This window comes from Cohnella sp. (genome assembly GCF_041640265.1).
Classification (GTDB): domain Bacteria; phylum Bacillota; class Bacilli; order Paenibacillales; family Paenibacillaceae; genus Cohnella.
In genome coordinates this window covers 1-12,867 of record NZ_JBEQAP010000085.1, presented here as the reverse complement: position 1 = coordinate 12,867, position 12,867 = coordinate 1, and the positions used below count along the sequence as shown (strand labels likewise).

Sequence of the window (12,867 nt, the reverse complement as noted above, 5' to 3'; positions counted from 1 at the left end):
TAAACTTCATAGTAGAGCATCTCCTAGGATAGAATGTAGTGCCTTCGTGGGGCCTACCTCTATCCTATAGGGGTGCTTCATTATTTACAAAGTGGAAATTTAACGCTCTACAGGAATGCTGAGCGAAGGGGATATCGACATAAAGAAGTGAGAAAAGAGCTCCGCGCGCGTTGGCTGTCTGTATACTCATCAGATCGCTGGACACAAACGTATACCGCCGATCACGGCTTATTTAATTTACATTTCCCGAGGAGCTTTGATGCCCAGCAATTCCAGGCCATGCTCTAATACATGGGAGACAGCGGCGGATAAAGCGAGTTTAGAGCAACGTTCTTCTTCTCCTACAAACTCGCTGATTATTTTCCCTGAATTGTAGAATCGATTGAATTCCTTAGCTAAATCGAGGAGGTACCGCGCAACGACGAACGGTTCATTATCCCGAACGGCTTCTTGCAGAGCCGATTCATAACGTGCCAGCGTCTTCAAGCATTCCCAGGCAGATTCGGAGGTAAGAAACACCCCATCAACTTCATGGCGGCTGCACAGTGCATCATAATTTCCTTTGGACAGCAGGCTGCAGATCCGTGCATGCGTATACTGCAGGTAGGGGCCAGTCTCCCCATCGAAGCTTACAGCTTCTTCCAGATTAAAATCCACAGGTAATAAGCGGCGGTGCTTCAAGTCAGCGAAAACGATGGCACCAACGCCAACGGCTTCTGCAACCTCCTGCTTGTTGGCCAAATGAGGGCTTTTCTCATTAATGATCTGCTCTGCGCGCTGAACGGCTTCATCCAACACCTCTTCGAGAAAAATAACCTTGCCTTTACGGGTAGACATTTTCTTGCCGTCAACTGTCATTAGGCCGAATGGTACGTGTAAGCAATTTCTAGACCAGTCAAAGCCCATCTTGCCCAGAACGGAGAACACCTGTTGAAAATGCAAGCTTTGCTCGGATCCCACCACGTAAAGGATGGAGTCCGCCTTTAATGCTTGCTTCCTGTACAGAGCGGTTGCAATATCACGAACCGCATAGATGGTAGAGCCGTCATATTTAAGAATGAGGCAGGGAGGAAGCTGCTCGTCATCCAGACGAACCACCCGAGCACCGTCGCTTTGTTCCAGAATGCCAGATTTGCTCAGTCGCTCTACAACAGCATCGATTTTATCGTTATAGAAGCTTTCTCCCGTGAAATAATCAAAGGTAACGCCAAGTCTAGAATAGACCCGGTAAAACTCCTTCATACTCTCATCAACGAAATACTGCCATAACTCGAGTGTTTCCGGATCCCCACGCTCAAGATTAACGAACGCTATGCGAGCTTGATTCTCCAAGTCGGGCTCCAAGTCGACCTCATTATGAAACCTTACATAAAGCTTTAGACTTTCCTTAATAGGCTCTCGTTCTAGTGCTTCGCGGTTCCCCCATCTCTTATAGGCCACGATAAGCTTGCCGAATTGTGTGCCCCAATCACCCAGGTGATTTACGTTCATGACTTCGAATCCAGCCGTTCGGTACAGATTAACTAGGGCGTTGCCGATCATAGTAGAGCGAAGATGTCCGATCCCGAAAGGCTTGGCAATGTTAGGGGAAGACATGTCGATAATAACGCGATGTCCGGCTCCAATATTCGAATGCCCATAACCGACACTGTTCGCAGCAGAAATAATTTCGCAACTCCACTTGGCAGCTTTGAAGAAGAGGTTTAAATAGCCGCCTGTTGCTATAATTCCAACATTTGTTAGACTTGCGCTCATTTTTTCAGCCAATTGCTCGGCAATTTTCTGGGGAGGCAGCTTCATTAGCTTAGCGAAGGTGTGACAAGGCAGCGAGATATCCCCCATCTCCTTCTGGGGCGGATATTCTAGCTTTAAGATTATTTCCTCAGGTAATAACTGCAGGTATGGGGCGATAAGTGAGGCCGCTGCTCTTTTCAACATTAACGATACACCCTCCTAAATTATGCTGTAAAAATGCAAAAAACCCCGTCTCGTTAGAGACGGAGGAAGTTTCCGTGGTACCACTCTATTGGTCTTCCCCTAGGGGAATCCACTCAAAGGTTAACGGTGTTCTACCGGGTTTCCCTACCTAGCTGCATGTTCAGGAAACCGACTCCCGAGTCCGCTTCGCTCAAATCCGGTGTCGGCTTCCACCTGCCCGACTCGCTGATTAACCGGTAATAATGAGTTACTCTCTCGTTCATCGTCGTTTTCATATTAATTTTCCCCTATTATATCCATCGATTCGTCGGTATACAACAACAATATTCAATGATTTGAATTGACCAACCGATCTGTATATAGTATTAACAAGAGTAAAGAGAATTGGAGAGGGAGCAATGCCGGATAAACGCAGCGTGAATGTTGAATTCAAAAGCTGGCAGCCGGACGGCGGCTCTCAGCAGTCCATTCTGCAAGGGGAATTGCACCGTTTAGTGACGGGTTGGGCGCTTACCTATAAGGAGCCCATGGATGAAGCGGGGAACGTCACAGCGGTGACCATGATCATTCATGAGCGGGAACTCAGGCTCAGAAGACGAGGAGCAATCTCTTTGGAGCAAGTGTTTCAGACGGGTTTCACCCTGCCGGGCAGGATGGAGACACCCTATGGACCTCAGGATGTAGAAGCCTTGACCTCCCGGCTGGACATTAACCTGTCTGAAAACGGGGGAGTCATTGAGTGGGAATATGAATTACTTATGCAAGATCAAGCGGCCGGAAGCTTTCATATCCGGCTCGATATACGGGAGGAAGAAGCGGGATGAGCGTACTAGAACAATTACAGAAAGATGTGAAAGAGGCACTTGCGAATGCGGCATTGGAAGCGGGACTTGTAACAGACAAGGATGAGCTGCCAGCTATCGCCTTGGAGGTGCCTAAGGACAAGTCTCACGGGGATCTGTCAACTAACCTAGCCATGCAGCTGACGAAGCTTGCCAAGAAGAATCCGCGCCAAATTGCCGAAGCGATTATTGAGAAGCTTGGAACGGGCCGGGCATTTATTCAATCTGCCGAAATCGCGGGACCTGGATTTATTAATTTTCGCTTAGATAAAAGTTATTTGTACCCGGTCATTGGAGAGGTGTTCGCACAAGGAAGTCGTTACGGCTTCGTTAACGCAGGACAGAGAAAACGCGTTCAGGTCGAATTTGTCAGCGCAAACCCAACAGGCAGCTTGCATTTGGGACATGCCCGGGGGGCGGCGGTAGGTGATGCCTTGTGCAACTTATTGTCTTTTGCCGGATATGAAGTGACTCGGGAATATTACATTAATGATGCGGGCAACCAGGTGAATAATCTCGCCAGATCCATCGAGGCGCGTTATCGCCAAGCGCTGGGACATGAAGCTGATATGCCTGAAGATGGTTACCATGGCGAGGATATTGTTGGATTTGCCAAGGAATTGGCGGAGCAGGAAGGCGATCGTCTGCTTTCCCTAGGGGATCAGGAACGATTTGATTATTTCCGGACCTACGGACTTGAGAAGGAATTGGCAAAAATCAAACGCGATTTGGCTCGGTTCGGAGTTCAGTTCGACGAATGGTACAGCGAAAGCTCCCTCTATGAGAATGATAAGGTAACCGCTGTTCTTGATGCTCTAAGGGCCAATGGTCAGGTGTATGAGTTGGATGGCGCTGTATGGCTCTCCTCTACTGCCTTTGGGGATGACAAAGACAGGGTTCTCGTTAAGAACGACGGCAGCTACACGTATTTAACTCCGGATGCTGCTTACCATATGGATAAGTACGGACGCGGCTATGATGAGATGATTAATATTTGGGGTGCGGATCATCACGGTTATATTCCGCGGATGAAAGCGGCGATGGCAGCTTTGGGCAACGATCCTGAAAAATTAACGGTGCTCATTGCCCAGATGGTTAGCCTGTTTCAGAATGGCGAGAAGGTCAAGATGTCCAAACGGACCGGCAAAGCCGTTACGATGGAGGACCTGATGGATGAAGTTGGCGTCGATGCCATCCGATATTTCTTCACGATGAGAGGTATGGATTCCCACCTGGATTTCGATATGGACCTCGCTGTGTCGAAGTCGAACGAAAATCCGGTTTTCTATGTTCAGTACGCCCACGCGCGAATTTGCAGTATTTTCCGCCAGGCTGAGGAGCAGGGAATTAAGGTTCTCCCATGGCAGGAGGCAACCCTTAGCCGTTTGAACACCGAACAAGAGTTCGATCTGCTGAGGAAGATCGGCGAGCTTCCTGAGACAATTGCAGAGGCTGCTCGGATATATGCTCCGCACACGATGATTCGTTATGTGTATGAGCTCGCTTCGCAGTTCCATAGCTATTACAAGGCGGAGCGGGTAATCACGGAAGATGCGGAGCAGAGCCAGGCCCGTCTCCAATTGTTAGCTGTACTTAGAATTACCCTTGCCAACACTCTTGCGCTTGTTGGAGTGTCGGCACCTGAGCGAATGTAAGCTCAGAGAAGCTCGGCGGCTTTAATCATACGCATGATATTCAGCTCTCCGGCCATCCGGGAAGCTTTGCTGTTTCGCAGAGGCTTGGCGGATTTCTTAATGACGGATTTAATCTGTGCAGGCGTTAATCCCGGCTTGAGTGCAAGTAGAAGGGCGACGGCACCGGTTACATGGGAGGTGGCCATAGAGGTTCCGCTCATTTCGCGATGTTTGCCTCTTAACCATGCCGAGACGATAAGATCCCCGGGGGCATAAATATCTACGAGTCCGCTGCGGTTGGTGAAGGAAGCAATTTTCCTTTGCTGGTTTGAGGCACCTACGGCAATTGTCTGATTATAACGTGCGGGATAGTCAATATCGCCTATTCTGCCGTCATTTCCGGAGGAGGCGACGATCAGAACACCTGCTCGATAGGCGTAATTCACTGCGTTAAGCAGCGACTTGCTGCGGGTTTTCATTCCGAAGCTCATGTTCACGACGTCCATCTGATTACGTACACACCATTCAATGCCCAATATGATATCCGACACGAAAGCGGTCCCATTGTGGTCAAAAGCTTTGATAGGGTGAATAGTAGCTCTGGGAGCTACGCCAATCATCCCTTGCAGCTCGTTTGCGGCGGCAATCGTACCGGAGATATGTGTGCCATGGCCATTATCATCTTGAGGTAACGCCATTCTGTGAAGTAAGTTTATGCCGCGTTCCAAAGAATGTCGAAGATCCGGATGTGCGAAGTCGACTCCCGTATCAATAACGCCGACTTTGACGCGGTAACCGGTTGTTCGGTTCCAGGCTTGCGGCGCTTGAATGTGCTTCACGCCCCAAGGAATACCCTTCTCGGTGACGACTGACCCGAGGGGCAAGGCGTGGACGCTTACCGGAACATCCTCCTCCCAGTGCGCCTTTCCGATTATGGAGGGCGGTAAGCCTTCGTTCGGTAAAGGGAAGGATATGGCCTTAATCATGCCTAAGTGCCGGACATTCTGTAAGTTTTTGCTTCGAGAGCGACTTTTTTGTAAGGTTCGAAGGAATTGCTCGTAATCACCGGGATTCAAGAAACGGAGGATGCCCCTTTGCCCGCTTTTCTCTATAGAGCTAGGAGAACTCTGGAGCCACTCCGTGATTTCGCCTGCATCCAATGTGGGTTCCCTCCCGGATGAGTGTTCAGCCAAGCGAGCGAAGAAGATATCCCCAGAAAACCACTCGCCCCTATGCCGTGTCCTCTACTGTATGAGGACAAAAGAATAAAAGCTTGGGATAAGGTCTTTTTTGAGAGGAAATAGGCGGCGTTCCGTGTCATTTCTCGTTCGTTGACATAGGATGAATGGAGAGTTTCCCGGCGAGACTCTTGGTCATGCCGGTTCCTCCGCCCGCGGAGCGGCCGGGAAGGGATACAGTCGAAAAGCGAAGGTGCTGTCCATCAAGGACACGCCTTCGCTTTTTCGGTTCTTTATTTGTTAAATTTGTTCTAGCGGCTTGCATTTTTATTCTAAATACTGTTTACTAAAGGTTGATAAATCTACGTGAAAAGTTTATAACGGTTCACATACAGAGAGGATGGAAGTCACGTGAGCGCCGACTACGTGCTGAAACTCGACTCCGAGAAAATTCGCGAAATGCCAATGGTTGACCTTGCCTATGAATTGCTTAAGTCTGCGAATACCCCATTCTACTATCGTGATCTCATGATTGAGATTGCTAAGATGCGCGGTCTTTCAGACAGCCAGGTCACAGATGTAATTGCCCAATTGTATACGGAGATCAATATTGACGGGCGCTTTGCTTGCGTTGGAAGCAATGTCTGGGGTCTCAAACGCTGGTATCCTGTAGAGCGTTCTGATGATCCAATGAATGGCGGAGCCAAACGTCCTCGTATCATTAACGATGAAGACGATGATGACGATGATCTTTATGGTGAGGATGAAGAAGTGACGCCAGAAGACGAAACCTATGAGCTCTTCGACGAGGAGCGCGAGGAAGTATTCGAAGAAGGCGAAGAAGCGGCCGAAGTCGATGAGGAAGTAAGCATCGAAGAGGACGATGACGCTGTGGATGAGGATCTCGACGAGAAAGACGGAGTCGAAGACGATGATTTCGAAGATGAAGAAGATTTAGATGAAGTGGAAGATGAAGACGAAGCGTAATTCCTTGTCGAAAAAGGGGTTTTCTTGTAGAGTTTCGGGCTTGACACCATGGATTCAAGACGTTAAACTTATGCTTGGGCTTTAGAAGCGTGTTTTTCCATAGCATAGGAATTTTAAAAGTGCCCCCAATTTTTGGGTGTCACTTTTTTGTTTTTTTTGCCCTGTTTTTGTATGGGCTAAGATAGAAAATAGGTAACGATAATGAGGATGCCTAAGCGGCATGTGGTGGGAGGTAGTTTAGAGTGACCAAATACATTTTTGTCACAGGCGGTGTTGTTTCGTCGCTAGGTAAAGGTATAACTGCAGCATCTCTAGGCCGCTTGCTTAAGAACCGCGGACTAAAAGTAACCATTCAGAAGTTCGATCCGTATATTAACGTCGACCCCGGGACGATGAGTCCTTATCAGCATGGGGAAGTATTCGTGACCGACGATGGAGCAGAGACAGATCTGGACTTAGGGCATTATGAGAGGTTTATCGATATCAACCTATCGAAGAACAGCAACGTGACAACGGGTAAAATTTATTCTACGGTCATCAGCAAAGAGCGCCGGGGAGAGTATCTTGGCGGCACGGTGCAGGTTATTCCGCATATTACGAATGAGATTAAAGAACGCGTATTCCGCGCCGGCAAAGAAGCTGGCTCAGACGTAGTCATTACGGAAATCGGCGGTACGGTCGGAGATATCGAGAGCTTGCCGTTTCTAGAAGCCATCCGCCAAATCAAGAGTGACATCGGTCGCGATAATGTCATGTACATTCATGTTACGCTAATTCCTTACATTAAGGCTGCCGGTGAAGTGAAAACAAAACCGACACAGCATAGCGTAAAGGAATTACGAAGCATTGGAATTCAGCCTAACATGATCGTATGCCGGACTGAATATCCGCTTGCAGATGATCTTAAACGCAAAATCGCGCTGTTCTGCGACATTGACGCTAATGCGGTTATTGAGTGCCGCGATGCTTCTACCCTATATGAAGTGCCGTTGAATCTTCGTGAGCAAGGACTGGACGACTATGTCGTCAAGCATTTGAACCTGCCTAACGGAGCTCCGGACATGGCGGAGTGGGAAGCTTTGGTTGCTCGTGTGAAATCGCTGAAGAAAAGGACCGAAATCGCAATCGTAGGGAAATATGTTGCGCTTCATGACGCATACCTCAGTATCGTTGAGTCTCTTGCACATGCGGGGATCGATTCAGATGCGGAAGTCGATATCCGTTGGGTAAACGCGGAGGAGATAACGCCAAGCAATGTGGACCAGCTGCTCGGCGGCATTCAAGGTATTCTCGTTCCGGGAGGCTTCGGCGATCGTGGGATAGAAGGTAAAATAACGGCAATCCGGTATTCCCGCGAGAATAACATTCCTTTCTTCGGTATTTGTCTTGGCATGCAGGTCGCGGTTATTGAATACGCTCGTGGGCTCGCTGGTCTTGATGGGGCGAACAGCTCCGAGATCCAACCCGCCACACCTTATCCAGTTATCGATCTTCTTCCTGAGCAGAAGGATATTGAGGATCTAGGCGGAACTATGAGACTTGGATTGTATCCTTGTAAGCTTGTACCTGGAAGCCTTGCGGCACAATGCTACGGAGATGAACTCATCTATGAACGCCACCGTCATCGGTATGAGTTCAACAATGAGTATCGCGAACGCATTGAATCGGCTGGCTTGCTTATTTCGGGGACTTCTCCGGATGGTCGTCTGGTGGAGATGATTGAGTTACCGGATCATCCATGGTTTATTGCCGTCCAATTCCACCCGGAATTCACCTCTCGCCCGAACCGTCCGCAGCCTTTGTTCCGCGAGTTTGTGAAAGCTGCACTTCGTCATTCCGAAGGATAAGCTTCTATCAGTTAATACATCTAACCGCTTCGGAATGAAGCCGAAGCGGTTTTTTTTGCTTTTTTTCATAAATTTTACATGGAAACAGAAGGAATTCTAACTCTCCGTAACGAATAAGGGTCTAGGATAGTGACTCGGGGAGATGAGCTCTTGGATAAGAAGAAGTTATTGATTGTTGATGACCAAGTGGGCATACGGATTTTGCTGTTAGAGGTTTTTGCCACTGAAGGCTACGATACCTTCCAAGCGGCGAATGGAAGAGCTGCTTTGGATATTGTAAAGACGCATGGTCCAGATCTAGTGTTGCTCGACATGAAGATTCCGGGAATGGATGGGTTGGAGATTCTCAAGAAAATAAAGGAATACGATCGCAGTATTAAAGTTATTATGATGACAGCTTACGGAGAGCTCGATATGATTAAAGAGGCAACTGATTTAGGTGCTCTGATGCATTTCACGAAGCCATTCGATATCGATGAGATGAGGCTTGCCGTTAATATGCAGATGGGTGAGGGCGATTCATCGCGTTTTGCTACAGGGTCATAATTATTTTTGTTCCACTTATAGTCCTAGAGAGCGGGTACACTCGTTCGGTTTACTTCATAAACCCATTTTGTGTTATAATAACGCAGTATGTAAGTAACGTGAGAATTTGAATGCTAACTGCAGGAGGAATTGAATACTATGCCACTCGTTTCGATGACAGAATTTTTGCCCCAAGCCAAAGCTGGTAAATTTGCCGTAGGCCAGTTCAACATGAACAACCTGGAATTTGCACAAGCCATTACAGATGCTGCGATTGAAGAGAAATCCCCATTTATTTTTGGTGTAAGCGAAGGCGCCCTGAAGTATATGGGTATGGAATATACAGTTGCAATTGCCAAAGCTGCTGCTGAGAAATCCGGCCTTCCGATTGCATTGCATCTAGATCATGGCAGCAATTTCGATATTGCTATGAAATGTATCCGTGCAGGCTTCTCGTCTGTTATGTTCGACGGCTCGCACCACTCTTTCGAAGACAACATTCGTTTAACCAAAGAAGTTGTTAAGGCCGCTCACGCAATGGGCGTATCCGTTGAAGGCGAGCTGGGAACAATCGGCGGCGTCGAGGATGATATCAGTGTGGACGAGGCTCACGCTTCTCTTGCTAAGCCAGAAGAAGCGATCCGTTTCTACGAAGAAACAGGTGTTGACTGTCTTGCTATCGCCGTAGGTACTGCTCATGGTATGTACAAAGGCGAAGTGAAGATCCACTTTGATATTATTAAAGAAGTTGTTTCTAAGATTCCTGTACCTATCGTTCTTCACGGTGGATCCGGTGTTCCCGATGATATGATTCGTGAAGCGATTCAAGCTGGAGCAGGTAAAATCAACGTAAATACTGAGAATCAAGTGGCTTGTACGGAAGCGATTCGTGCTGTTCTTGCTAAAGACGGCAACGTATACGATCCGCGTAAATATTTGACTCCTGCTCGTAATGCTATGAAAGCTGTAGTACAGGAGAAAATTCGTTTGTTCGGAAGCAGTAATAAAGCTTAATTTTATTGACAATTCATTTTTAAGTATATTGCGGGAAAACGTCGTCAGGCGTTTTCCCGTTCCTTCATGTGTCGGTGAATTCGGTCGACAACAACACGAGGAGGAAGACTGCATTCATGGATAAATTGATGGTACGGGGAGGCCGGCCTCTACGAGGTACGGTCGGAATCAGCGGCGCGAAGAACAGCGCGGTTGCTCTTATTCCCGCAGCAATACTGGCAGAATCCGAAGTGAGGTTGGACAACCTTCCTCAGCTAAGCGATGTGGCGGTTTATGCGGAATTGTTAGAGGAGCTCGGGGGCAAGGTATCTTGGAAGGATGACACGATGTCTATCGATCCTTCATCCATGAAGTCCGTCCCGATGCCGAATGGGAGAGTTAAGTTACTGCGCGCTTCTTATTATTTGATGGGAGCTTTGTTAGGCAGATTCGGCGAAGCCATTATTGGACTGCCAGGCGGCTGCAATTTCGAGCCGCGCCCGATCGATCAGCATATTAAAGGCTTCGAAGCATTGGGTGCGGAAGTAACCAATGAACATGGAGCTATTCGTATTAGAGCCAAGGAACTCAAGGGCGCCAAGATTTATTTGGACGTCGCAAGTGTTGGAGCTACGATTAATATCATGCTCGCGGCTTCAAGAGCCAAAGGATTGACCTTAATTGAGAATGCGGCCAAAGAGCCGGAAATTATTGACGTAGCTACTCTTCTTAATTCTATGGGTGCCAAAATCAAAGGCGCCGGAACAGAGACGATTCGGATCGAGGGCGTTCAAGAAATGCATGGCTGCCGTCATTCTATTATTCCCGATCGCATTCAAGCTGGAACTTATATGATAGCCGCTGCGGCAACACGCGGCGATGTCCTTATTGATAATATTATTCCTAAACACTTAGAAGCAATGACTGCGAAGCTGCAGGAAATGGGCGTTCACGTCTATGAGATGGATGAAGCGATTCGAGTTGTCGGACAATCCTTGTATGAGGCTGTTGATGTCAAGGCGTTAGTTTATCCAGGCTTTGCTACGGATTTGCAATCTCCCATGACAAGCTTGCTTACGCAAGCTCGCGGAGTCAGCGTTTTATCGGACTATGTATACAGCAATCGATTCAAGCATGTTCCTGAGCTTGCCCGAATGGGCGCGCAGATTAGGGTAGAAGGACGTTCTGCCATCATTGAAGGCGGAATTCTCAATGCTGCTAAGGTAAGAGCCGCAGATTTACGTGCGGGAGCGGCATTGGTAGTAGCAGCGCTGACGGTTGAGGAAGGTACGACCGAAATCAGCGGTGTTGAGTACATTGACCGGGGCTATGAGAAGCTGGTTACTCAGCTGAGTAATCTCGGCGCAGAAGTATGGCGTCAAGGCTAAGCATAAAGCACCAGATTTTCTGAGTAAAAGTGGGGATTCTATTGACTGATTTAATGATGAACGATTTGGAAGGACTTAAGCTGACCGAGCTTTATAAGCTGGCGAAACAGCACCAAATCAATGCCTATGCTCAAATGAAGAAAAGAGAGTTAATCGTTGCGATTCTTAGAGCGCAGGCTGAGAGAAGCGGCTTGATGTTTATGGAGGGCGTGCTGGAGGTATTGCCCGAAGGCTTCGGATTCCTAAGACCGATTAACTATTTGCCGAGTGCGGAAGACATTTACATCTCAGCTTCTCAAATCCGCAAATTCGATTTACGGACAGGCGATCTCGTTTCAGGAAAATGCCGGGCACCTAAAGAAAGCGAGCGTTATTTCGGACTGCTTCAGGTCAACGCAGTGAATGGCGTTACGCCTGAAACTGCCGCAGAGCGGTTACACTTTCCAGCCCTGACCCCGCTTTATCCGCAGAAGAAAATCAATCTCGAAACGTCACCCACCCACTTATCGACCCGAATCATGGATCTTGTCTCTCCCGTCGGATTAGGTCAACGCGGACTTATTGTCGCACAGCCTAAGGCAGGCAAGACTTTACTTCTCAAGGAGATTGCCAACAGCATCTCCACAAACCATCCTGAAATCGATTTATTCGTACTTCTCATCGACGAGCGTCCGGAAGAAGTGACGGACATGCAACGTTCAGTCAAAGGGGAAGTTATTGCATCTACATTCGACGAGGTGCCTGAGAATCACATTAAGGTAGCCGAGCTGGTATTGGAGCGGGCGCTTCGGTTGGTAGAGCATAAGCGGGATGTTGTTATTTTGCTGGATAGCATTACAAGGCTTGCACGAGCATACAATCTCGTCATTCCGCCATCAGGACGTACATTATCCGGGGGTATTGACCCTGCTGCATTCCATCGTCCGAAGCGTTTCTTCGGTTCAGCACGTAACATTGAGGAAGGCGGGAGCTTAACGATACTTGCAACCGCGTTGATCGAAACCGGGTCGCGTATGGATGATATTATTTATGAGGAATTTAAGGGTACCGGCAACATGGAGCTGCATCTGGATCGTAAGCTTTCGGAACGACGCATTTTCCCTGCGCTCGACATTCGACGTTCGGGGACTAGGCGCGAAGAGCTGTTACTCGACAAAGAAGCGCTCGACAAGTTATGGGCTATTCGCAAAAGCATGAATGATTCAATGGAGTTTGTTGAGGGCTTCCTTAAGAAGCTGGCTAACACGAAAACCAATCAAGAGTTTCTGGGTTCGTTAGATACTAGTGGAGGCTCGCCGAGTCCGTCACCTAGTACTAATGGCGGACGCCGCCCGCCGCGAAGCTCCTCTTGAAGAGCTTTTTGAACTTCCTCTTAAATAGCAAGTTCAAAAAGTCAGGTTTTCAGCATCGAGAAGGTTGGATGAAGCTAGGGACTGAGGAGCAGAGCGTAGGTTAAAGCTACGTGAGCACCGGAAGGCCCGGCTGAATTCAAGATTCGATGCCGAACCCGCTTCTTGCTTTACTTCGTGATCAAA

At 48.2% G+C, this 12,867-nt stretch carries 10 protein-coding genes and 1 other annotated feature; of the genes, 8 read left to right on the top strand and 2 right to left on the bottom strand.

Annotated features, from left to right (window positions below):
* Nucleotides 1-237 precede the first annotated feature (237 nt).
* Nucleotides 238-1,938, bottom strand: coding sequence for an arginine--tRNA ligase (gene argS, locus ACESLK_RS29070; protein WP_373233330.1), 1,701 nt, complete (start codon nt 1,936-1,938; stop codon nt 238-240).
* Between the two features lie 52 nt (nt 1,939-1,990).
* Nucleotides 1,991-2,210 (bottom strand) — a binding site (T-box leader).
* A gap of 126 nt (nt 2,211-2,336) precedes the next feature.
* On the opposite strand from argS (ACESLK_RS29070), the gene ACESLK_RS29065 reads away from it, so the two are divergent.
* Complete coding sequence (locus ACESLK_RS29065; RefSeq protein ID WP_373233329.1) at nt 2,337-2,762, top strand: YwiB family protein; 426 nt, start codon at nt 2,337-2,339, stop codon at nt 2,760-2,762.
* Nucleotides 2,759-4,435 carry an arginine--tRNA ligase gene (gene argS / locus ACESLK_RS29060; RefSeq protein ID WP_373233327.1) on the top strand — a complete coding sequence of 559 codons (1,677 nt, stop codon included), beginning with the start codon at nt 2,759-2,761 and terminating at the stop codon, nt 4,433-4,435. Before ACESLK_RS29065 ends, argS (ACESLK_RS29060) begins: the two co-directional genes overlap by 4 nt.
* Before the next feature lie 2 nt (nt 4,436-4,437).
* Here argS (ACESLK_RS29060) and ACESLK_RS29055 read toward each other — a convergent pair whose 3' ends face one another.
* Nucleotides 4,438-5,574, bottom strand: a complete 1,137-nt coding sequence (locus tag ACESLK_RS29055) for a S8 family peptidase (protein WP_373233326.1) — start codon at nt 5,572-5,574, stop codon at nt 4,438-4,440.
* Nucleotides 5,575-6,003: 429 nt separating this feature from the next.
* On the opposite strand from ACESLK_RS29055, the gene rpoE reads away from it, so the two are divergent.
* The 6 genes from rpoE (at nt 6,004) to rho (ending at nt 12,684) form a co-directional block, all read left to right on the top strand.
* On the top strand, nt 6,004-6,579 hold the full coding sequence (gene rpoE, locus ACESLK_RS29050; RefSeq protein WP_373233325.1) for a DNA-directed RNA polymerase subunit delta: 576 nt from the start codon (nt 6,004-6,006) through the stop codon (nt 6,577-6,579).
* Nucleotides 6,580-6,821: 242 nt separating this feature from the next.
* Nucleotides 6,822-8,426 (top strand): CTP synthase, encoded by a 1,605-nt coding sequence (locus ACESLK_RS29045; protein WP_373233324.1) that lies wholly within the window; start codon nt 6,822-6,824, stop codon nt 8,424-8,426.
* Between the two features lie 150 nt (nt 8,427-8,576).
* On the top strand, nt 8,577-8,972 hold the full coding sequence (locus ACESLK_RS29040) for a response regulator (RefSeq protein WP_373233323.1): 396 nt from the start codon (nt 8,577-8,579) through the stop codon (nt 8,970-8,972).
* Between the two features lie 138 nt (nt 8,973-9,110).
* Nucleotides 9,111-9,965, top strand: coding sequence for a class II fructose-1,6-bisphosphate aldolase (fba, locus tag ACESLK_RS29035; RefSeq protein ID WP_373233322.1), 855 nt, complete (start codon nt 9,111-9,113; stop codon nt 9,963-9,965).
* 116 nt (nt 9,966-10,081) lie between these two features.
* The gene (locus ACESLK_RS29030; protein WP_373233321.1) at nt 10,082-11,332 is read left to right on the top strand and encodes a UDP-N-acetylglucosamine 1-carboxyvinyltransferase; all 1,251 of its coding nucleotides are present in this window, start codon (nt 10,082-10,084) and stop codon (nt 11,330-11,332) included.
* A 53-nt stretch (nt 11,333-11,385) separates the two neighbouring features.
* Entirely contained in the window at nt 11,386-12,684 is a 1,299-nt protein-coding gene (rho, locus tag ACESLK_RS29025) for a transcription termination factor Rho (protein WP_373233320.1), read from the top strand.
* The last annotated feature ends 183 nt before the right edge of the window (nt 12,685-12,867 follow it).